The sequence below is a fragment of the Streptomyces sp. NPDC059906 genome, assembly GCF_042730645.1.
GTDB classification, from domain to species: domain Bacteria; phylum Actinomycetota; class Actinomycetes; order Streptomycetales; family Streptomycetaceae; genus Streptomyces; species Streptomyces rubrogriseus.
This window is the reverse complement of the sequence record NZ_JBHWKU010000001.1, coordinates 460,949-479,395: the sequence shown is the minus strand read 5'-3', so window position 1 is coordinate 479,395 and position 18,447 is coordinate 460,949. Positions and strand designations below refer to the sequence as shown.

The window sequence follows — 18,447 nt, the reverse complement described above, 5'->3', positions numbered from 1 at the left end:
CGGGCGTCCGAATGCTTAGGCTGCCCTCACCCGCCTCCCGTACTCTGCCCCTTGTTGGACTGGGGAAGGGTGACCCCGAGGGGATCGGGGGAGGGGGACGACTCCATGTACAGCGTCATCGTCGTACCGCCGTCGTGCGGCAGCGTGGCCGAACAGTTGAGGATCAGCGCGGGTGAACGCATCGAGTTCGGCAGGGCGGAATCAAAACCGGGGGGACTCGCCATCGCACACGCGGGGGTGCCCCGGGTGGCCGGGGAGATCGCGGCGCACCGGACGTTCTGGCTGCTGAGCAACCTCAGCGAGGACCAGACCTACGTCGTGGAGAACCCGGAGGGGGCCGGCGAGCACATCAAGGTCGCGCCGGGCCGCGTGGAGGCACCGGTGCCGTTCGAGCTGGCACGAGTGACCCTGCCCGCCGCGGGTGACCTGCTCACCTTCGACGTCTGGGCACCGCGGCAGGCCTTCCGCAGCATCGAACGCCGCGGCCTTGAGGGGGCCGGCACCGTCCCGGCGTTCGCCCTGGACCGCACCAAGCGGTACTTCGCGGTCCTGGTCGCCCTGTGCGAGCGCCGCCTGCGCGGTGAGCCCCGCGCCCCGCTGCCCGCCGTCGAGGAGATCGTGGAGCGGCTGCGGCCCAGCTGGCCCAAGGTCAGCCGTTCCGCCGTGTACTGGAACATCGACTACCTCGCCGTCAAACTGCGGTTGAGACCCGGCCCGGAGACGGCGGAACCGGGCCGCCGCACCCACGGCAAGAAGGAGTCCCTGGCCTCCCTCGCCCTCCGCTTCGACCTGGTCCGCGAGGACGACCTCGTCGTCCTCGCCCCGGCCCCGAGCGGAGCGGCACGGTGACCGGGCGGCCGTACGCGGTGCCGGTGCCGAAGGGCTACCGGATCGGGCCGTGGGAGGTGCGCGAGCCGGTCGCCTCCGGCGCGTTCGCCACGGTCTACGACGCGACCCGCGCCGCCGGCGACGGCGAGCTGCCGCGCCGGGTGGCGCTGAAGTTCCTGCCCACCGGTACCCGTACCCCGCGCCAACTGCACCACCTGCGCGACCTCGCCGAACGCGAGGTGCAGCTGCTACGGCGGCTCCGCTCCCCCCGGCTGATCCGGATGTACGACACCCTGACGGTCGACGACCCGGACCGTCCCGAGCTGGACGGCTCGACCGTCCTGGTGCTGGAGCGCGCCGAGGGCTCCCTGGACGCCGCACTGTCCCGGACCCCGCGCCCGGACGCCGGTCCGGCCCTGCTGGCCCAGATCTGCGAGGGCCTGCACCAGCTGCACCACGCGGGCTGGGTGCACGGGGATCTGAAACCGGCCAATGTTCTGCTGATGGCGGACGGTTCGGCCCGGCTCGCCGACTTCAACCTCGCCGCGGAGCTGGAAGGCACCCACGCCTATGCCCCGGTCTTCGCCACCCCGGACTACACGCCGCCGGAACTTCTGTGGCCCGAGGTCGACGAGCGCGGCACCCGTATCCGCCCGTCCGCCGACGTGTGGGCCTTCGGCGTCCTCGCCCACGTGGTCCTGACCGGCGAGTTCCCGCTGCCCGGCGGCACCTCGGAGGCACGCTCCGACGCGGCGACGCGCTATGCGCGCGGCCGTGAGGAACTGCGCCTGTCCCCCGGCCTGCCAGCGGCCTGGCACGACATCCTCCAGGACTGCCTGGCCCCGACCCACGCGCTACGCACCACCGACACCGCCGCGCTGCTGCGCCGCGTGGAGGAGGCGGCGGGCGCCTCCCGGTCCGCCCGGCTCCCGAGGCTCCGCCCCCGGCGGTGGCGCCGCCCGGCCCTGGCGGCGGCGCTCGCGTCAGCGATCCTGGGAGCGGCGAGCCTCGCCTACACCACCCCCTGGGAGTCGGCCCCCGCCGCCGCCGCGCCTCCCACCTGCGAGAAACCCGTCGTGTACGAGAACGCCGACGGCCGCGGCTACATGGCGGGCCACAGCGGCACCTGGGACTTCACCATCAAGCGCGGCGACGGCGGCAGCCAGGTCAGGGAGTTGCAGTGCCTGCTCCGCCACCTCCACGGAATCACGGAGGTCGGCGAGGTGGACGGCGACTTCGGCCCGAAGACCCAGAGCGCGGTCGTCATCTTCCAGAAGCGGGCGGGGCTGGACCCGGACGGGATGGTGGGGCCGGCGACTTGGCGGGCGCTGCGGAAGGGCGGGAAGCCCTGACGGTCGAGAGCGGTTCCGAGGGGACCTGTCCGGCCACTGCCGCCCTGCAACTTTAGAGGTACCCCTGCACTCGGACCCCGGCCACGGTGGACCCCTACCCCTCCGGAAAGGGACGTCACGTGGCAGACGAGATGGTCCGCAGTGCCCAGAGATTCGTGAACAGCGTCTATGGCGAAGCCAAGATCGGCATGGAGGTCGAGGAGGACGGCAAGACCGGCTGGCAGCTGATGTACGCCCTGACCCGCGCCCTCCAGTACGAACTCGGTATCACCGATCTGTCGAACAACTTCGGGCCGAAGACCCTGTCCACCCTGCAGGCGACCTGGCCGAGCATCGGCTTCCGCGACACCCCCGCCAACGTCACCATGATCATCCAGTCCGCGCTCTACGCGAAGGGGTACGACGGAAGCGGCATCAACGGGATCTACGACGAACGCACGGCCGACGCGGTCACCCTCATGATGCAGCGGATGGGCGTCGCCTCCGCATACCCGGGGTCGGACCTCGTTCCCAAGGTCTTCAAGGCACTGCTGACGATGGACGCCTACATCGTCGTGAACAACGGGTCGGAAACCGTCCGTTCGATCCAGCAGTGGCTCAACGGCCGGTACATCCACCGCCGAGACTTCTCCATCATGCCGTGTGACGGTCATCACTCCCGTGATGTCGCCAAGTCCATGATCCTTGCCATCCAGTACGAGATGGGCATGTCCGACGACATCGCGACCGGATGGTTCGGCGACAAGACGAAGGCTGGACTGAGCGATCACATCCTGGCCGTCGGGGCCTCGGGGAACTGGGTGCGCCTCTTCTCCGCAGCGATGATCTTCAACCAGCGATTCAGCGCGTTCACCGCGGCCTTCGACAGCACCCTGTCCAAGGCCGTCAGCTCCTTCCAACGGTTCGCGGCGCTTGAGGAGAGCGGGAAGGGAGACGTCCAGACCTGGGCGTCACTGCTGGTCTCCTACGGCGACCAGGACCGCAAGGGCGGCGCGTGCGACGGCGTCACCAGGATCACCAACGCCCGCGCCACGACCCTCAAGGCCGAGGGCATCGGGATCGTCGGCCGCTACCTCACCCCGGGAGGAAGCTCCCTGCCGGAGAAGCAGATCCAGAGCGGCGAACTGGACACCATCGCTTCCAACGGCCTGCGCTGTTTCCCGATATACCAGACGTGGAACCGTTCTGCGGACGACTTCTACTACGGTGCCGGCGTGCACGCCGCGCTCGCGGCCATCGACTGGGCGAAGTTCTACGGCTTCAAGAACGGCACCACCATCTACTTCGCCGTCGACTACGACGCCGTCGACTGGGAGGTCACCGAGTACATCATCCCCCACTTCAAGGGCATCTTCCGGGCGATCGGCGAGAACTCCGGCTACAACGTGGGCATTTACGGTCCGCGCAACGTGTGTCAGCGGGTCCACAACCAGGGGTACGCCGTCACCAGTTTCGTGTCCGACATGTCCAGCGGGTTCTCCGGAAACCTCGGCTACCCCTTGCCCAGGAACTGGGCCTTCGACCAGATCGTCACCAAGTGGGTCGGCTCCGGTGACGGCAGGATCGAGATCGACGTCGACATCGTGTCCGGCCGCGACGAGGGCCAGGACTCCTTCGACCCGCCGCTGGACCCTACCGGCCTCGACACCGACTTCGACGACTCCTACCACGACGCCGCTCTGAAGGATGTCCAGGACTACCTGGTGTCGATCGGGGTTCCCGAGACCGGCGGCGACGAATGGAACGACGACGACTGGGCCACCATCGGCGGCATCTCGACCACGGAGGCGTTCGATTCCGTCATCAGGATGGACCCGCTGTTCACCGACCTCGCCAGGCTGCTGCGCGTACGCAAGGCTCTCGTGCAGGCCCCCGTCCTGTGGGAGCTGCGCAAGTGGAACCCCTTGGACAAGTTCGCCGACGACGCGGTCAAGAACGGCGACCGGGACGACTCCAGCACTGGCTGGGGGCAGATCTTCGCGGCCACGGCCATCAAGGCCCGTAATTACTGCATCGGCCAGGGCATCATCAACGGCTCCCTCCTCACCGACGCGGACATGGCGTCCGTGTGGAACCGCCTGCACGAAGACACGATCTACAACATCACCACCGCCGCCTACGTCACCCTCTGGGACGCGGCCGAGATCGGCGTCGCGCGCCCCGGCCTCGACACGAGCGACAGCGACTCGCAGGCCATCCTCGCCCGCTACAACGGCACGGGCGACGGAGCGGAGAAGTACGGGCGCGAACTGATCGGCCTGTACCAGGTCCTGGAGCAGTACAACGGGATGATCCGGACGAGCTGAAGGGCTTCGACATGAGCGCACACCTGAACCGACGGTCCGTCCTTGCCGTCGGCACGGCGGCCACGGCCGCGGTTCTCCTGCCGATCGGCGCGGCCAGGGCTGCCGACCGCACCACGCCGACACCTCGCCCCCGGCCGACGGGCATCCCGCTCTCACAGAACGGCTGGGCGATCCAGACTCAGGCCAACCACGTCTCGACGGTCCTGACCCGATCCGTGTCCGGAACCGGGCTCCGCGTCGACATACGGATCGGACTCCCGGAACTCCTGCTCCTCCACGTAGCACGCCGCTTCCACTACGAGGTCCAGGAACTCCGCGCCGGCGAGCTGCTGGGCTGGTGCGCCATCGGCCGCACGCCGAGTACGGACCCCGCCTCCAACCTCTCGTCGGGCACGGCCCTGCGGATCTTTCCCGGCGCCAGATCCAGCGGCAGCTATTTCCCGCAGCAGGTCGAGCGCATCCGTGACATCGTCGCGGACTGTGCGGGAACGGTCCGCTGGGGCGGCGAAGACGACTCCGTGGACGAGTCCCTCTACTACCTGACGGCCGGTCCGGACAGCGGAGAGCTACTGCGCGTCGCCCCGAAGTTCGAGGAGCGCGCCAACCGACTCGGAGCCGGGGCCGGTGCCATCAGCGCATCCTCGGCCCGCCGAGGCTGAACCCACCGACGAACCCGGTCCAGGCCCCGCCCCCGAAGAGGAGGACGGGGCCTGCCGGACTCTTGGAGTCGCGGACGGGGACGAGGCCGGGGAGATCATCGGTCACCTCGACGCACTCACCGCCGGTCCCGTTGCTGTAGCTGCTCTTGCGCCACTGCACGGAGCTAAGGTCGACGTTGCTGTTGGGCTTCATTCCGGCGTTCCTCCGCTGCTGCCTCGATCATGGCCAGGGACGCCTCCGGCGGCAGTGCGGCGGCCCTGAGCAGATCGTACGACTCGCGGTAGTCCATCACGAGGGCCGGATAGTCGATGACTTGGCTGCTGTGCAGACCTTCTGTGTACACCAGCGGCGGTGCGTCGAGGAAAGTCATGATCCGGGTCATCCCCATCATGAACGGGTGAGTCGCGGACGTTTCCGGGACGATCTGCACAATGGACCGAGTGGTCCTGACCACCTCGACGATGTGTTCCAGCAGCTCAGCCATCGCCACGGGCGGCAGCACACGTCGCCGGATGACCGACTCGTCGAGAACCGCCCAGAACTTCGGCGGAGACGCGCCCGCGAAGAGCTTCGCCCGGTTCAGGCGCGCCTTCACGATCGCCTCAACCGTGGCGTCCGTGGCTCGTGGCATCGCCGACCGCGTGATCGCCTTTGCGTACGCCTTGGTCTGAAGCAACCCGGGCACGAACATAGGCGCCCAGTCCTCGATGGACCGCGCCAGCTTCTCCTGGTCGGCGGCGTCCGCGAAGTACTCGGCGATACCCACCCGCCGCGCCTTCGCCGCGTCTTCACAGCGCCGCTGGAAGAACCCGTCCGTCCCCAGCCGCCCGTCCACATGCCGGGCCAGATCCATCGGCATCCCTCGCTCGCCCCGCTCGATCTGGCTCAGGAACGAGATTCCCCGGAAGCTGCCGTCCGCCAACTGCTCCAGCGTCAGTCCCGCTTGCTCCCGCTTGTAGCGCAACTCCGCGCCGTAGAAGCAGGGGACGCTCACCGAAGCGTCAGTGTCCTTACGAGGAGGCACAACCCACCACCGCCGTTCGCCAGTTACCGTGCGCAACCGAAGGGGCTTTCACGGTACGCCACCCCGCACCACTCTGTGAGTGATTCGTCACAGAACGCACAGGCCCCGGAAAGGCGTACCCCATGCACCCCCACGACGACGCCGCTACCTGCGTCGGCCAACTCCGCACCGCGCTGGCCGCGAACGGCATCACGCTCCCCTCCCTCGGGACCGACCTGCCGACCTTCGCGGGCACGTACGGCACGGCGCCCCTCATCGCCCTCGGCAACTGCAACGAGGAGACCGCCCGTGCCCTGGCCGCCGTCCTGCGCAAGGCGGCAGGCCAGTGATCCAAGCGCTCACGCTCGAACTGCTCGCGTACCCGAAGGCCGTACCCGAGGTCCGCCGCGCCGTGCGCGAGCAATGTGGCCTGCCCTGCCCGGAAGCCCAGCTCTGCGTCACCGAGTTGCTCGCCAATGTGATCGCCCATGTCGGCGAGGGCACGCCGGTGACCGTTCGGCTGGTCCCCGGCCGGGACAACTGCGTACGGGTGGAGGTCACGGACCCCGATCCGCGGGCCTGGCTCGTCGCACGCCACCCGGGTGATGACGACGAGACCGGCCGCGGCCTCCTGCTGCTCGGAGCGGTCGCACGACGCTGGGGCGTGTGGCTGACAGCCGCCGGCAAGACCGTGTGGTGCGAGGTCCCCACGGACGCGTCGGCGGTACGAGCGGCCACGCCCTCGAACTTTGCAGGTACACCTGCTCCCGCAGATCCGCCACATTGAGCACACGACTTCCGCCGGAAAGGACCTGTGTTGAACAAGCGATGGAAGATCGGCCTCGCCGCGCTGGCCTCTGGGATGGCCACAGTTCTCGCCGTCAGCCCCGCGCATGCCGCGTACTCACAGAACTCCGGGGCGTACAGCACCTCGTTCGTGGACGGTGCCGGCTCGCTCACCGACGACTTCGGTGACCACTTCAACGAACTCGGCAATTCCCTCTGCTACGGCTGCGGAGAATCCTCGAACACCGACATCGTCGTCCTCTGGCAGAGCATCCTCGTGGCCGAGGAGCTGCTCGGCTTCAGCGACATCGACGGCCAGTTCGGCCCCACGACGAGGAACGCCACCATCAAGTGGCAGCAGCGCTACGGCCTCGACGACGACGGCATGGTCGGCGACAACACCTGGAGCAAGGCCGACGACCGGCTCCGGTGGCTGTCCAACATCGATGTGTCCTACACCGGGAAGTACAACTCCGGCGCGGTGATCTTCCACCGCGGCAGCACGTCGAAGAACACGGACAGCGGGGCCTACAAACTCGACGAGGTCTACCTGTACGACGGGGTCAAGTCGATGCGCGGCTCGCGGATCCAGTTCCGCTCCCTGACCACCCTCTGACCATCACCACACCCACGGAGATCAGATGAAGAGCATCCGAATGACCCGTGCCAAGACCGGACTCGCAGCCGGTGTCCTGGTGCTGGCGGGGATGGGGACCACGGTCGTGACCGCCACACCGGCTGCGGCGGTGAGCTGGTGCAACTCAACGAACACCAGCAGCAAGAACTTCATCGAGTGGCGGGGCGAGGCGCGGATCCCGGTCTACCGGAGCGGATCGACGACGACTCGTACCTGCCAGATGAGCAAGGGTTCCACCGGTTCGCACGTCAAGGCCCTGCAGACATCGCTCAACGAGTGCTACGGGGAGAACCTCGACCCGGACGGCATTTTCGGCAATGCCACCTACTGGGCTCTGGTCCGGGCGCAACGCGAGGAGAAGATTGGCGCTGACGGGATCTACGGTCCGGAGACCAGGGACGCGCTGGGGTGGTACTACAAGCCCGTCACTCCGGGTTACGACGAGTGCAGCAGGCTCTGAGCGGCCTCGGTCGCACTGACAGGTGACCGCAATGCAAGGCCCGGCGCATCCGCGACACGCCGGGCCTTGACGCCGCGTCAGTGGAAGAAGTGCCGCGTCCCCGTGAAGTACATCGTGACGCCGGCCTTCTTCGCCGCCTCGACGACCAGTTCGTCGCGGACCGAGCCGCCGGGCTGGACCACGGCCTTCACACCGGCCGCGGTGAGGATCTCCAGGCCGTCCGGGAAGGGGAAGAAGGCGTCGGAGGCCGCGTACGCCCCCTGCGCCCGCTCGGCGCCGGCGCGCTCCACCGCGAGCTTCGCGGAGTCGACGCGGTTGACCTGGCCCATGCCGACGCCGACGGAGGCGCCGTCCTTGGCGAGGAGGATCGCGTTGGACTTGACGGCCCGGCAGGCCTTCCAGGCGAAGGCCAGCTCGGCCAGCTCCGCCTCGGACAGCGCCTCGCCGGTGGCCAGGGTCCAGGTGGCGGGGTCGTCGCCCTCGGCCTGGAGACGGTCGGTGACCTGGAGGAGGGCGCCGCCGTCGATCGGCTTGACCTCGACGGGGGCGGCGGGGGCCTCGGGGGCGCGCAGGACGCGGATGTTCTTCTTCTTGGTGAGGGCTTCGAGGGCGCCGTCCTCGTAGTCCGGCGCGACGATGACCTCGGTGAAGATCTCGGCGACCTGCTCCGCCATCTCCTTGCTGACCGGCCGGTTGACCGCGATCACGCCGCCGAACGCGGAGAGCGGGTCGCAGTCGTGTGCCTTGCGGTGCGCCTCGGCGACGTCCGCGCCGACCGCGATGCCGCACGGGTTGGCGTGCTTGATGATCGCGACGCAGGGCTCGGTGTGGTCGTACGCGGCACGGCGGGCGGCGTCCGTGTCCGTGTAGTTGTTGTACGACATCTCCTTGCCGTGCAGCTGCTCGGCCTGCGCGAGGCCGCCGCCTTCGGGGGAGGTGTAGAGCGCGGCCGGCTGGTGCGGGTTCTCGCCGTAGCGCAGGGTGTGGGCGCGCTCGTAGGTGGCGCCGAGGAAGTCCGGGAAGCCGGACTCGTCGACGGGGGCGTACTCGGCGGCGAACCAGGAGGCGACGGCCACGTCGTACGCGGCGGTGTGCTGGAACGCCTCGGCGGCCAGCCGCTTGCGGGCGGCCAGGTCGAAGCCGCCGTCCTTGACCGCGGAGAGCACGTCGGCGTAGCGGGCGGGGCTGGTGACGATGGCGACCGACGGGTGGTTCTTGGCGGCGGCGCGCACCATCGAGGGGCCGCCGATGTCGATCTGCTCGACGCACTCGTCCGGGGTGGCGCCGGAGGCGACGGTCTCGCGGAACGGGTACAGGTTGCTGACGACCAGGTCGAACGGGGCCACGCCCAGCTCGTCGAGCTGCTGCCGGTGGCTCTCCAGGCGCAGGTCGGCGAGGATGCCCGCGTGGACCTTGGGGTGCAGGGTCTTGACGCGGCCGTCCAGGCACTCGGGGAAGCCGGTCAGCTCCTCGACCTTGGTGACGGGGACGCCGGCGGCGGCGATCCGCCCGGCGGTGGACCCGGTGGAGACCAGCTCGACGCCGGCCTCGTGCAGCCCGCGCGCGAGCTCTTCCAGCCCGGTCTTGTCGTAGACGCTGACGAGTGCGCGACGGATGGCCCGCTTGTTGCTTCCGGCGGTGGCGGTCACTGGATAACTACCTTTCGTCCCTCAATGCGATAGCCGTTGCGGGCGAGCCGCCCCACGACATCGACGAGCAGCCTTCGCTCGACTTCCTTGATGCGCTCGTGCAGAGCGACACCTTCGTCTTCGTAGTCCTCGTCCCGGACCTCCACCACGCCCTGCGCGATGATCGGCCCGGTGTCGACGCCGTCGTCGACGAAGTGGACGGTGCAGCCGGTGACCCTGGCGCCGTACGCGAGCGCGTCCCGCACGCCGTGGGCCCCGGGAAAGCTGGGGAGGAGGGCGGGGTGGGTGTTGACGAACCGCCCGCCGAAGCGCGCGAGGAACTCCTTCCCCACGATCTTCATGAACCCGGCCGAGACGACGAGGTCCGGCTCGTGGGCCGCGACGGCCCCGGCGAGCGCCGCGTCCCACTCCTCGCGGGTCCCGTAGTCCTTGACCCTGCGGACGAAGGTCGTCACGCCGGCCCGCTCGGCGCGGGCGAGCCCCTCGATGCCGTCGCGGTCGGCGCCGACCGCGACGATCTCGGCACCGTAGGCCTCGGCCCCGGTGGCGGCGATCTCGTCGAGGAGCGCCTGGAGGTTGGTGCCGGATCCGGAGACCAGCACGACGAGGCGCTTGGCTCGCCGGTCCACGGGCTTGGCGGCCACGGTGGGGGCCTTTCTCGGGAAAGCGAATCTGTTTGTACGGTCGTACGAATGCTTCGTGCCCCGGGATACGGGGAAGTCTACGAAGCGGCCGACCGTCAGCAACGATACCGGCACACCGGACGGCCCCCTCGGGACGGGGGCGTGGCCGGAAGGTAGCGTCTGCGTGGAGCGGGAGCGGGAACGCGGCCTGCGCGTCGGGCGTTCACCAGACGTACCGACCCGTTCGCCCGTTCCACCAGCTCGCCCGTTCCACCAGCCGCCCGTTCACCGTCGCCAAGGGGAAGACGCTCAGTTGATGCCGGACCGCAGCCTGCGACTGCTCACGCTCCCCCAGCAGTCGGCGCAGCCAGGGGAGCGCAGCACCGTGTTGCTGCGGGAGCGCCCCTCGTCACCGCCCGACACGCCCTCGGACCGGAGGGACGGCGGCGAGCGGGACGGCTCCACCGACCAGGACAATCCGTTCGCGCCGCCCCCGGAGGGCACGCCGGACAGCCCGTGGCAGCCGCGGCACCCGTCGGGCGACGGCGACTCCCAGGGCGCGTCCGGCTCCCAGGGCGAGGGCGGCCGTTCCCCGTGGGGCGGTCGGTGGAGCGACCGGCAGCCCGGCCGGTCCCCCGGCGGCTTCGGCGAGCGGCCCAGCGGCAGCGGCGGCCCCGAGGGGTCGGGCGGCGGTCAGGGCCCGCGCTGGGACCCGACGGACCCCGCCCAGCGGCGTGCCCGCTACGCCCTGCTGAGCGGCATGTGGGCGCTGTTCTTCGCCCTCTTCACCTGGCCGTACGTGGCCCTGCTGCTCGGCGCCCTGGCCCTGTACTGGGGCATCAGCGCGCTGCGCGCCAAGCCGCGGTCCGCCGCCGACCCGGACACTCCCGCCCCGCCCGCCGAGCAGACCGGCCGCCCGCAGCGCACCGCCGCGATCAGCGGCCTGGTCACGTCGTCCCTGGCCGTCCTCCTGGTCGCCGCGTCCTTCGGCGCCCAGCTGATCTACAGCGACTACTACACCTGCCGCGAGGACGCCCTGACCAACGCGGCGGAACAGTCCTGCGAACGCCACCTGCCGGAACAGCTCCGCCCGCTGCTGGGCTCGGAGGACTGAGCACTTCCAGCCCGTCCGGCGATTGAGGACGAGGCCGTCCAGGCCGAAGCGGGGGTCTGGGGGCGGCAGCCCCCAGGGACGGGAACTGGAAGGGGCGGCGGGGGCGAAAAGACCCCGTCGGCACCGACGTCACTCCCCACCGCGAGGCGACGACTCCCCAGGTCCGTCGGCCGGCAGCAGGTCGTACGCACCCCCACCGTCGCCGTCGTACAACCCGAACGGCACCGCGTCGGCATCCCCCTCCGCCCCCGCCCCCGTCCCGGCTTCGGCGCCCTTCGCCCTCCGCCGCCACCACCGCCCCACAGCCGGCACCCGCACCCGCACCCACCGGCGCCGACGCCCACCTCCGCCGGCCGCCACCTCGGCCCCGGCCGCCTCCTCGGCCCCGGCCGCTGCCCCGACCCCGGACGCCTCCACCACCGCCTCCCGCGCGGCAGCCCTCCGTCCCCGCCACGCCCGCGCCGCCACGGCCACCGGCACCGCCACCACCCCCATCCACGCCAGCGTCGCGCCCCCGGCCTGCCACCAGACCGGCCCGAACCGGGCGAGCGCGGCGCTGCCCAGCGGCCCGCCGGCGAACGCGGCCAGCAGGGCGACGAGGACCGCGCACAGAACGGCGGCCACGACGGCGGCGGCGGCGGTCCGCCGCCACGACCACACCCCGGCGGCCGGGCCCGCTCCCCGCTCCTTCGGCTCACCCGCCGTGGCCGCCCGCGCCGTGAACCATCCCACCACCGCCCCCGCCAGCAACGGCACCGCCCCGGCCGCCCAGTGCAGCGGCGTACCGGGCCCCGCGTCCGGCACCGCCGCCAGCAGCGGGAACGGCGGCAGCAGCGGCGCGGGAGCGGAGGCGGTCGGGGCCACGACATGCCCCGACCCGAGTACGAAGCCGGGGCCGAGGGCGTACACCGCCGCCCACACCGCCGCGTTCGGGACCAGCGTCAGACAGAGCAGCAGTACGGCGAGCCTCCCCGACCAGCCCTCGGTCAGCCGCAGGAACGCCTCGCCCGCGGCGTGCGAGTGCCACACCAGCGACACCGCGAGCAGCAGCGCGCCGCCCCCGACGAGCACCGCCGCACCGGCGCCCGCGGCGCGCGTCGCGGCGCCCAGGCGCGCGTCCGGCTCCACCATCAGCTCCCGCAGCTTGCGCGGCAGCACGCGTAGCGCCCGTCCCACGGGCCCGCCCGGCCGGCCGAACGCCGTCCACACCCCGGCGCCCGCCGCTCCCATGGCGACCAGCGGCAGGCACACCGCCGCCCACCACGCCGAGGGCCGCAGCGCGCCGCCCTGCGCGTACAGGACGACGGGCGCGGCGACGGCGAGGTAGCCGAGCACGACCCCCGTCCAGGCCACGCGCGCGGAGACGGGCGGCGGCCCGGTGTCGGGGGCGCCCGCCATCCACGCCGGGCGCGCCCCGGGCCCCGCCTTCGGAGCCGCCCCGACGGCCACGCCCACGCCGTCCCCGGGGTCCGTGGCGTCCCGGGCGGCGCGGTGCAGCAGCCACACCGGCAGGAGGAGGAACAGCAACGGGGTGACGCCGACGGGCGCGGGGGCGCCGGAGAGCGTGTCGACGCGCACCAGTTCGGCCCCGTGCGCCAGCACCCACAGCGCCGCGGCGACGTGCAGGGCGCCGCCGGGCCCGCTGTCGGGGTACGGCGAGCTGATCCAGAGCAGCGTCACGAGCGCGGCGCACGCCGCCAGACCCAGCACGGCGGCGACCACACCGCCCAGGAGGCCGGCGGCCAGCCCGGGCGACCGGTCCCGCCACCGGGTGCGCAGCAGGGAGAGCGGGGCTGGGCGAGCGGTCGTCTGGATCACGCCCGCCATGCTCCCAACGACACGCGCTTTCCGAACGTAACGGGCCAAGCTCCGTTGTGTCGCTCAATATATGTTTATGTACTTTTTCGTACGAAGGGGTGTCCTGTGACGCGCGGCCCCGCAACTCCCCTCCCCCCTCCCAGGGAACGCCGACGTCTGCGTGAGTCCGCCGCACTGACACAGCCTCAGCTCGCGACACGGGTGGGCGTCGCCCCGGCGACGGTCCGTGCGTGGGAGAGCGGCCGCACGACTCCGCGAGGCCGGAAACGGGAGGCGTACGCGAAGTTGCTGAAGACGCTGGCCGAGGAAGAGGCGGCACGGGCACCGGAGCCGGAGCCGACACTTGCGCCGGAGCCGGAGCCGGAGCCGCAGCCGCAGCCGCAGCCCGTCGCGGCGCCCGGGCCCGCGGCGCCCGGGCCCGCGGCGCTGACCCCCGCTCAGGCCTTCGACGCGCTGTACGCCTTCGGCGCCCCCGCCCTCGTACGGCAGACCTTCCTGCTGACCGGCAGGCGCGAGCAGGCGCGCGAGTCGGTGGAGCGGGCCTTCCAGGCCGCCTGGGAGCACTGGCCCGAGGTGGCCCGCGACCGGGACCCGGTGGGCTGGGTGCGGGCGACGGCGTACGAGTACGCGCTGTCGCCCTGGCAGCGGTTCCGGCCGCGGCACCGGCACCCTGAGCCGCCGCCCGCCGACCCCGGCGACCGCACCCTGCTGAACACCCTGCTCAGGCTCCCCGCGAGGCACCGCCGCACGCTCGTGCTGTACGACGGTGTGGGCCTGGACCTGCCCGAGACGGCGGCGGAGACGGAGGCGAGCACCCCCGCGGCGGCGAACCGGCTGCTGCACGCCCGCGAGGCCGTCGCCGCCCGGCTGCCCGCGCTGGCCGATCCGCAGGTGCTGCATCGGAGGCTGGCCGAGCTGGCGTCCAACGAGCGGCTGCGGGCGGCCGAGCCGCCGACCGTGCGCAGGGGCGGCGAACGCCGGGCGCGGTTGCGGACCCGGGCCGCTATCGCGTTCACGGTCGCCCTCATCGGGACCACGGCCCTGACCGTGCGCACGGCGCCCACGCACTACGAACCGCCCGTGTCACCCGGGCAGGCGGTGCGCGGTGTGCCGCACCGGGTGGCGCCGGGAGCGCTGTCGGACGAGGAGCTGGAGCTGCGGCAGAAGCTGCGGGACCAGGTGCAGGACGGTCCGGAACGGCTGCTGCCGAGGCTCGAATGAGAGGGCCTGCCCGGCGGCCCGGCGCCCGGAACGCCGAGTGGCCCGCCCCCTGGGAACAGCGGGCGGGCCACTCGGCGTGCGACAGGCGCCGGGCCTTCGGTGCGAGGCGGTGTCAGCCGGCCAGGATGGCGCGGGCGAGCTTCGCCGTCTCGGTCGGCGTCTTGCCGACCTTGACGCCGGCGGCCTCCAGGGCCTCCTTCTTCGCCTGGGCGGTGCCGGACGAACCGGAGACGATGGCGCCGGCGTGGCCCATGGTCTTGCCCTCGGGCGCGGTGAAGCCCGCGACGTAGCCGACGACCGGCTTGGTCACGTTCTTCGAGATGTACTCGGCCGCACGCTCCTCGGCGTCGCCGCCGATCTCGCCGATCATGACGATCAGGTCGGTGTCGGGGTCGGCCTCGAACGCGGCGAGCGCGTCGATGTGCGTGGTGCCGATGATCGGGTCGCCACCGATGCCGACGGCGGTCGAGAAGCCGATGTCGCGCAGCTCGTACATCATCTGGTACGTCAGCGTGCCGGACTTCGAGACCAGGCCGATGCGGCCCGGCTTGGTGATGTCGCCCGGGATGATGCCGACGTTGGACTGGCCCGGGGTGATGATGCCGGGGCAGTTCGGGCCGATGATCCGGGTCTTGTTGCCCTTCTTGCCGGCGTACGACCAGAAGGCGGCCGAGTCGTGCACGGCGATGCCCTCGGTGATGACGACGGCCAGCGGGATCTCGGCGTCGATGGCCTCGACGACGGCGTCCTTGGTGAACTTCTCCGGCACGAAGATGACGGAGACGTTGGCGCCGGTCTTCTCGATGGCCTCCTTGACGGTGCCGAAGACCGGTACCTCGTTGCCGTCGAAGTCCACGGAGGTGCCCGCCTTGCGCGGGTTCACGCCGCCCACGACCTCGGTGCCGTCACCCAGCATGAGCTTGGTGTGCTTCATGCCGGTGGCACCGGTCATGCCCTGGACGATGACCTTGCTGTCCTTGTTGAGCCAGATAGCCATGGTGTGTTGGTGTCCTCGTCCTGAGTGCTTACTTGGCGGCGGCGTGAGCCAGCTCGGCGGCCTTGTCGGCCGCGCCGTCCATGGTGTCGACGCGCTGGACCAGCGGGTGGTTGGCGTCGGTGAGGATCTTGCGGCCCAGCTCGGCGTTGTTGCCGTCGAGACGGACGACGAGCGGCTTCTCGACCTTCTCGCCGCGGTCCTCCAGGAGCTTCAGCGCCTGGACGATGCCGTTGGCGACCTCGTCGCAGGCGGTGATGCCGCCGAAGACGTTGACGAACACGGAGCGGACGTCCGGGTCGCCGAGGATGATCTCCAGGCCGTTCGCCATGACCTGGGCGGAGGCGCCGCCACCGATGTCCAGGAAGTTGGCGGGCTTGACGTTGCCGTGCGCCTCACCGGCGTAGGCGACGACGTCCAGGGTGCTCATGACGAGACCCGCGCCGTTGCCGATGATGCCGACCTCGCCGTCGAGCTTGACGTAGTTGAGGTTCTTCTCCTTGGCGGCGGCCTCGAGCGGGTTGGCCGCGGCCTTGTCGTGGAGGGCCTCGAAGTCGGGGTGCCGGAACTCGGCGTTGTCGTCCAGCGACACCTTGCCGTCCAGGGCGATGACGTCCCCGGAGACGACCTTGGCCAGCGGGTTGACCTCGACCAGGAGGGCGTCCTCCTTGATGAAGGTGTCCCACAGCTTGACCAGGATGTCGGCGACCTGGTCGGCGACCTCGGCCGGGAACTTCGCGGCCTCGACGATCTCGCGCGCCTTCTCGGGCGTCACGCCGTCGATCGCGTCGATCGGGGTCTTGGCGACGGCCTCCGGACGGGTGGCCGCCACCTCCTCGATCTCCATGCCGCCCTCGACGGAGGCGATGGAGAGGAAGGTGCGGTTGGCACGGTCGAGGAGGAAGGAGACGTAGTACTCCTCGACGATCTCGGGGGCCGTCTCGGCGATCATCACCTTGTGGACCGTGTGGCCCTTGATGTCCATCCCGAGGATGTCCGTCGCGCGGGCGACGGCCTCGTCCGCCGAGGCGGCCAGCTTCACGCCACCGGCCTTGCCGCGGCCACCGACCTTCACCTGGGCCTTGACGACGGACTTGCCGCCCAGACGCTCGGTGATCTCGCGCGCCGCCTCAGGCGTGTCGATGACTTCACCGGCCAGCACCGGTACATCGTGCTTGGCGAAGAGGTCCCTCGCCTGGTACTCGAACAGGTCCACGCGCTTCCGTCCCTATCAGTGATCTCGCGGTTCGTTGGATGCGTGGGCGTGCCGCGAAGGGCAACGTGACGTCCGCTGTGAGTCACAAGGGGGGCGCACACGGTGTCCGAGCGCGCGGCATGTCCGTCTCGCAGGTTATCGCCGCTTCCCGGGGGTCTCTAAATCGTGGGTCACACCTGAGCGGTGATGCCTGTCACATGATGCCGCGCTCACTGGCACGCGGTGCCGTGCGTGAGGCGGATACGGGCGTTCCGCACACCGGTGAAGGGCCTCACCGGGCTGGGGTTGACCCGGTGAGGCCCATGGGCTCCCGGCGGGCCGCACGGATGCGGTCCGCCGGGGTGCGGCCCGGCTGATCCCCACCCCAATGGGGACCAGCCGGACCGGACCGCGGGGTTTCGGCCGGACGGAGGCCGACGGCTTTCGGCCGTCCGGGGCCTGCCGCCCCGCGGAGTCCGTACCCGCCGCGCAACGGGGCCACGAGGTGCCGGTGCCGGGCGCCCGACACGGAGCGGCCCGCCTCGGCGCCGTCCGGCGGGAGCCGTCCCGTGGGAACCGGACCGGCGCGTTCGGCTCGCGGGGTCCGGGTCGGTCGGGGCGTCAGGACGGCGAGCGGGGCCCGTCGCCCGGTGGGGCGGATGCGACGGGGTGGGCGACCGCAGGCGACTCGTGCGTCCGCCGGGGCCGCGACGGTTCGGCGGGGGCGCGGCGGATGCGCGACGAAGGAAGTGGCCGCTCTAGGCGGGCGAGATGGGAATGTCCCGGAACGGCTCCCGGACCCCAGCCGCGTCGGTCCGCTCCGGGGCGCCGGGCACCAGCCGGAACGTGATCCGGTGCAGCGGGGTGACCGCGCGGGTGTCGCCATGCCGCGACGTTCCCTGGTCGGCGCCGGACGCGGTACCGAGCGCGCCGTCGGGGTCGCCGGTGGGCGCGGGGCGGGCGGGGGCGTACTCGGTGTGCGCGGTCCCGGCCGGGTGCGTGCGCGCGTGCGCGTCGGGCGCCCCTCCGGCGCCGGGCTCCGGGCCGTAGCCGACGACGCGTACCTGACTTCCGGCTCCCTCGACGACTCGGGAGTCGGTGGTCTCGGACGGGGTCTCGCCGCCGGAGGAGTCCGCCATCGGCGGGGCGGGCTCGGCCCGCGGCTCCGGCACGGCCGACGCCGACGAACGACCGGAGCCATCGGCCGGGTCGGTGTCGGTCAGGCCGGTCAGACCGGTCAGTTCTGTCAGGTCCGGGACATCGGTGAGAGCCGGCACGACGTCGCTCGGGGCTGACAGGTCCGACGGGTCCGACGGGTCTGTCAGGTCGGACAGGTCCGTCAGGTCGGGGAGCGCCCGCAACGGCGGCACCTCAGTCCGCAGGGTCGCTTCGGCGCCCTCGACCCCCTCGGTCACCGTCTCCACCGCGGCACCGACCGGTCGCGCCACCCGGTCCCGCACGGCCCGGACGACTTTCTCGGAGTCGGGGTGCAGGTCCGCAAGCACCGCGTCGGGGCGTCCCTCCGCTCGCGCGGGGACGTCGAGCACTCGGCCGACCGTGTCCTTGGAAGTTCCCGTCGCTCCGTCGGCCGCCTGTGCCCGCCCTCCGCAGAGCAGGCCGAGGAGGAACAGCCCGCCCGCCAGCAGCGCCACCTGCAGCACACGCCGCCCGGCCGCCGTGCGCAGGACGCGCAGAGCGGCTCCGGGCAGGACTGCTGACCAGATCAAGAGGGGGAGCTTCCTCCCGTGCGGCGGAACGGACCGCGCGTCGAACAACGCATCGACACGCCGCGCGATACTCG

General features: G+C 71.4%; 18 protein-coding genes. 10 read left to right on the top strand and 8 right to left on the bottom strand.

The window, feature by feature from the left end:
* The first annotated feature begins 105 nt into the window (after positions 1 to 105).
* From ACFV9J_RS02340 to ACFV9J_RS02325, 4 genes are all read left to right on the top strand, one after another.
* Positions 106 to 849, top strand: a complete 744-nt coding sequence (locus ACFV9J_RS02340; protein ID WP_385348534.1) for an FHA domain-containing protein — start codon at positions 106 to 108, stop codon at positions 847 to 849.
* A complete protein-coding gene (locus tag ACFV9J_RS02335) occupies positions 846 to 2,180 on the top strand; it encodes a protein kinase (protein ID WP_385348531.1) in 1,335 nt (444 codons plus the stop codon). The genes ACFV9J_RS02340 and ACFV9J_RS02335 overlap by 4 nt, the downstream gene beginning before the upstream one ends.
* A gap of 155 nt (positions 2,181 to 2,335) precedes the next feature.
* Positions 2,336 to 4,486: a glycoside hydrolase domain-containing protein gene (locus tag ACFV9J_RS02330; protein ID WP_385348527.1), complete on the top strand. Its 2,151-nt coding sequence runs from the start codon at positions 2,336 to 2,338 to the stop codon at positions 4,484 to 4,486.
* Between the two features lie 11 nt (positions 4,487 to 4,497).
* A complete protein-coding gene (locus ACFV9J_RS02325) occupies positions 4,498 to 5,145 on the top strand; it encodes a hypothetical protein (RefSeq protein WP_385348524.1) in 648 nt (215 codons plus the stop codon).
* Here ACFV9J_RS02325 and ACFV9J_RS02320 read toward each other — a convergent pair.
* Together ACFV9J_RS02320 and ACFV9J_RS02315 are read right to left on the bottom strand one after the other, a co-directional pair.
* The gene (locus ACFV9J_RS02320; protein ID WP_385348521.1) at positions 5,117 to 5,338 is read right to left on the bottom strand and encodes a DUF397 domain-containing protein; all 222 of its coding nucleotides are present in this window, start codon (positions 5,336 to 5,338) and stop codon (positions 5,117 to 5,119) included. The genes ACFV9J_RS02325 and ACFV9J_RS02320 overlap by 29 nt on opposite strands.
* The gene (locus ACFV9J_RS02315) at positions 5,310 to 6,170 is read right to left on the bottom strand and encodes a helix-turn-helix domain-containing protein (protein WP_385348518.1); all 861 of its coding nucleotides are present in this window, start codon (positions 6,168 to 6,170) and stop codon (positions 5,310 to 5,312) included. Before ACFV9J_RS02315 ends, ACFV9J_RS02320 begins: the two co-directional genes overlap by 29 nt.
* Positions 6,171 to 6,292: 122 nt before the next feature.
* Here ACFV9J_RS02315 and ACFV9J_RS02310 point away from each other — a divergent pair, with 122 nt between their 5' ends.
* The 4 genes from ACFV9J_RS02310 to ACFV9J_RS02295 are packed head-to-tail and all read left to right on the top strand — an operon-like array spanning position 6,293 to position 8,032.
* A complete protein-coding gene (locus ACFV9J_RS02310; RefSeq protein ID WP_385348515.1) occupies positions 6,293 to 6,499 on the top strand; it encodes a hypothetical protein in 207 nt (68 codons plus the stop codon).
* Positions 6,496 to 6,936, top strand: coding sequence for an ATP-binding protein (locus ACFV9J_RS02305; RefSeq protein WP_385348512.1), 441 nt, complete (start codon positions 6,496 to 6,498; stop codon positions 6,934 to 6,936). The genes ACFV9J_RS02310 and ACFV9J_RS02305 overlap by 4 nt, the downstream gene beginning before the upstream one ends.
* A 30-nt stretch (positions 6,937 to 6,966) precedes the next feature.
* Complete coding sequence (locus tag ACFV9J_RS02300) at positions 6,967 to 7,551, top strand: peptidoglycan-binding protein (protein ID WP_385348510.1); 585 nt, start codon at positions 6,967 to 6,969, stop codon at positions 7,549 to 7,551.
* Between the two features lie 25 nt (positions 7,552 to 7,576).
* A complete protein-coding gene (locus tag ACFV9J_RS02295; RefSeq protein ID WP_385348507.1) occupies positions 7,577 to 8,032 on the top strand; it encodes a peptidoglycan-binding protein in 456 nt (151 codons plus the stop codon).
* 77 nt (positions 8,033 to 8,109) lie between these two features.
* On the opposite strand, the gene purH is transcribed toward ACFV9J_RS02295, so the two are convergent.
* On the bottom strand, positions 8,110 to 9,681 hold the full coding sequence (purH, locus tag ACFV9J_RS02290; protein ID WP_385348505.1) for a bifunctional phosphoribosylaminoimidazolecarboxamide formyltransferase/IMP cyclohydrolase: 1,572 nt from the start codon (positions 9,679 to 9,681) through the stop codon (positions 8,110 to 8,112).
* Positions 9,678 to 10,325, bottom strand: coding sequence for a phosphoribosylglycinamide formyltransferase (purN, locus tag ACFV9J_RS02285; protein WP_385348502.1), 648 nt, complete (start codon positions 10,323 to 10,325; stop codon positions 9,678 to 9,680). Before purN ends, purH begins: the two co-directional genes overlap by 4 nt.
* A gap of 295 nt (positions 10,326 to 10,620) precedes the next feature.
* Between purN and ACFV9J_RS02280 the strand changes: the two genes are divergently transcribed.
* Positions 10,621 to 11,418 carry a hypothetical protein gene (locus tag ACFV9J_RS02280; RefSeq protein ID WP_385348499.1) on the top strand — a complete coding sequence of 266 codons (798 nt, stop codon included), beginning with the start codon at positions 10,621 to 10,623 and terminating at the stop codon, positions 11,416 to 11,418.
* A 129-nt stretch (positions 11,419 to 11,547) separates the two neighbouring features.
* Here ACFV9J_RS02280 and ACFV9J_RS02275 read toward each other — a convergent pair whose 3' ends face one another.
* Complete coding sequence (locus ACFV9J_RS02275) at positions 11,548 to 13,245, bottom strand: DUF6350 family protein (protein ID WP_385348496.1); 1,698 nt, start codon at positions 13,243 to 13,245, stop codon at positions 11,548 to 11,550.
* A 96-nt stretch (positions 13,246 to 13,341) separates the two neighbouring features.
* On the opposite strand from ACFV9J_RS02275, the gene ACFV9J_RS02270 reads away from it, so the two are divergent.
* Positions 13,342 to 14,457 (top strand): helix-turn-helix domain-containing protein, encoded by a 1,116-nt coding sequence (locus ACFV9J_RS02270; protein ID WP_385348493.1) that lies wholly within the window; start codon positions 13,342 to 13,344, stop codon positions 14,455 to 14,457.
* A gap of 112 nt (positions 14,458 to 14,569) precedes the next feature.
* On the opposite strand, the gene sucD is transcribed toward ACFV9J_RS02270, so the two are convergent.
* From sucD to ACFV9J_RS02255, 3 genes are all read right to left on the bottom strand, one after another.
* Positions 14,570 to 15,454: a succinate--CoA ligase subunit alpha gene (sucD, locus tag ACFV9J_RS02265; RefSeq protein ID WP_007444052.1), complete on the bottom strand. Its 885-nt coding sequence runs from the start codon at positions 15,452 to 15,454 to the stop codon at positions 14,570 to 14,572.
* A gap of 28 nt (positions 15,455 to 15,482) precedes the next feature.
* Positions 15,483 to 16,667 (bottom strand): ADP-forming succinate--CoA ligase subunit beta, encoded by a 1,185-nt coding sequence (sucC, locus tag ACFV9J_RS02260; RefSeq protein WP_087807670.1) that lies wholly within the window; start codon positions 16,665 to 16,667, stop codon positions 15,483 to 15,485.
* A 737-nt stretch (positions 16,668 to 17,404) separates the two neighbouring features.
* Positions 17,405 to 18,373 carry a hypothetical protein gene (locus ACFV9J_RS02255; protein ID WP_385348489.1) on the bottom strand — a complete coding sequence of 323 codons (969 nt, stop codon included), beginning with the start codon at positions 18,371 to 18,373 and terminating at the stop codon, positions 17,405 to 17,407.
* Positions 18,374 to 18,447 lie beyond the last annotated feature (74 nt).

Excerpts from the sequence above, each read along its gene's own strand:
- ACFV9J_RS02340 (WP_385348534.1), top strand. The coding sequence starts at position 106 with ATGTACAGCGTCATCGTCGTACCGCCGTCGTGCGGCAGCGTGGCCGAA.
- ACFV9J_RS02325 (WP_385348524.1), top strand. The coding sequence starts at position 4,498 with ATGAGCGCACACCTGAACCGACGGTCCGTCCTTGCCGTCGGCACGGCG.
- ACFV9J_RS02320 (WP_385348521.1), bottom strand. The coding sequence starts at position 5,338 with ATGAAGCCCAACAGCAACGTCGACCTTAGCTCCGTGCAGTGGCGCAAG.
- ACFV9J_RS02310 (WP_385348515.1), top strand. The coding sequence starts at position 6,293 with ATGCACCCCCACGACGACGCCGCTACCTGCGTCGGCCAACTCCGCACC.
- ACFV9J_RS02295 (WP_385348507.1), top strand. The coding sequence starts at position 7,577 with ATGAAGAGCATCCGAATGACCCGTGCCAAGACCGGACTCGCAGCCGGT.
- ACFV9J_RS02280 (WP_385348499.1), top strand. The coding sequence starts at position 10,621 with ATGCCGGACCGCAGCCTGCGACTGCTCACGCTCCCCCAGCAGTCGGCG.
- ACFV9J_RS02275 (WP_385348496.1), bottom strand. The coding sequence starts at position 13,245 with ATGGCGGGCGTGATCCAGACGACCGCTCGCCCAGCCCCGCTCTCCCTG.
- sucD (WP_007444052.1), bottom strand. The coding sequence starts at position 15,454 with ATGGCTATCTGGCTCAACAAGGACAGCAAGGTCATCGTCCAGGGCATG.